The sequence below is a fragment of the Streptomyces sp. 8L genome, from assembly GCF_020176795.1.
Lineage (GTDB): Bacteria > Actinomycetota > Actinomycetes > Streptomycetales > Streptomycetaceae > Streptomyces.
Map to the genome: position 1 here is coordinate 1 of NZ_JAIUKE010000888.1, position 1,259 is coordinate 1,259.

General features: G+C 74.3%; 1 protein-coding gene. It reads left to right on the plus strand.

Annotation, left to right across the window (positions count from 1 at the left end):
* Positions 1-276 precede the first annotated feature (276 nt).
* Positions 277-1,062, plus strand: coding sequence for a DUF4232 domain-containing protein (locus LCE31_RS39690; protein ID WP_225023151.1), 786 nt, complete (start codon positions 277-279; stop codon positions 1,060-1,062).
* Positions 1,063-1,259: the final 197 nt, after the last annotated feature.

Consider the following 1,259-nt stretch of genomic DNA (forward strand, 5'->3'; position numbering starts at 1 on the left):
CACCCCGCCGCACCCCCGCACGGCCACCCTCGTGCACTGTCATGTCATGCGCCGCCACCGCCGTGCATGGCCGCCCGCCGCCGCTCGATCCACCCCCACTCGATGTGCCGGCGTCGTCGTACATCGTCGTACGCCGCATCTCCGCACCTGGACGGCCTCGTGCGGGCTCCCGAGGGGCTCCCGCGGAAATCGCCGTGAACTTTTCCTCGGGGGCCCGCATCGGACAGGGTGTACACAGAGAAGACACCGACGCATGGACGGACGGGGTGGCACCACATGGCGAAGAACCTGAGGCAGCGGGGCACGGCCGCGGTACGGGGCACCCGTTCCCCGCGCACACGCCTGGCCGTGGGCGCGCTGGCACTGGTCGCCTCCGGGGCGGTCCTGGCGGGCTGCGGCAGCGGTGACCCGGCGTCGCCGCAGAACGTGAGCGGCACGGCGGGCCCCGCGACCGACGGCGGAAGCCCTTCGACAGGGAGCGGAGACACGGGCGGGGCGTCGACGTCGCCGGGCAGCGGCACCGCGTCGTCCGGCGGGCAGCAGTCGGGGAGCCAGGCGCCCTCGGGGCGGAGCACGTCGCCGGGGAGCGGGCAGCAGCCCGCGGTCCCCAGCAAGGCTCCGTCGGCGGGATCGGGCACCGCCCGCTGCCACACCTCGGACCTCAAGGCGTCCGTGGGTTCGAACGACCCGGGCGCCGGACAGGAGAACTACGCGCTGGTGCTCACCAACACCTCCGGCCACACCTGCACGGTCTACGGCTTCCCCGGCCTCGCCTTCGTCGACGGCTCCGGCAAGCAGGTCTCCACGAACCCGCAGCGCGAGGGCAGCGCACAGCGGGTCGTGTCGCTGTCCTCGGGCCACAGTGCCTGGGCCACGCTCCGCTTCCCGAACCCCGACATGGTCGGCGGCGCCACCGTCACCCCCGCGGCCGTCGAGATCACGCCGCCCGACGAGAAGGCGTCCCTCAAGGTGGCCTGGTCCGGCGGCGCGGTCAGCAAGCAGCCGTCGAGCGCGGCCGCGACGATCGTCGGCGCCTTCCAGTCGGGCAACGGCCCGAACTGAGCGGGCCGCAACGGCCGCAGACGCCCGAACCGAACGGACTCGGGCCGGGTCTCGTCCAGGCCGGGCGACAGACTCCGGGGGCGCATCGGACCAGCAGCACCGTGCGGGGGTCGACAGCACGGGGGCAGCGATGCTGTGATGCGTCCCCGGTACGCCCGTGACCGACGGGGGGTGCCGGGCAGCGAGGGGGGCAGCGA

Coding starts and splice junctions, on each gene's coding strand:
- LCE31_RS39690 (WP_225023151.1), top strand. CDS start 277: ATGGCGAAGAACCTGAGGCAGCGGGGCACGGCCGCGGTACGGGGCACC.